General features: G+C 57.2%; 1 protein-coding gene. It reads right to left on the minus strand.

The window, feature by feature from the left end; translation table 11 throughout:
* On the minus strand, positions 1–391 hold a 391-nt coding region (locus tag AC1RPK_RS07620; RefSeq protein ID WP_481769335.1), incomplete at its 3' end, for a nucleotidyltransferase domain-containing protein.
* Positions 392–404 lie beyond the last annotated feature (13 nt).

The following is a 404-nucleotide window of genomic DNA, read 5'->3' on the forward strand; positions in this document are numbered from 1 at the left end:
CGGCTAGCGCCACCAGATGCGCATTGGGTCGATAGATGATCGGTGAATTCGTCCACTCCAGAACCTGCGGGTTCGACTTGCTCATCTGGTACACTGCCTTGTCCGCGTCCCAGCCCGCAAAATCCATGATATCCGTGTCGATCCCGAGATCGCGCAGCACCTCGGTCAGTTCCGGCGTGTTTATGTCCAGTACATCACGGCGCTTATTCACCGTCAGATACCGATCGACAGGGCGGCAGTAGATGAAGCGAACGTCGTAATCCGAATCCGGCGACGCGAAGCCCCACGCACGAGACCCGGCCTCGGCCGCCATCAGGACCTTAATATCGAGCCGTTGTTCGAGCTGAATCAGGACGCTTTTGATGATGCCTGAAGCCGTGTTTTGTGCCACACTCATTTGTCCG

The sequence above is a fragment of the Dellaglioa sp. CoH-55-MRSF-6 genome, assembly GCF_056782215.1.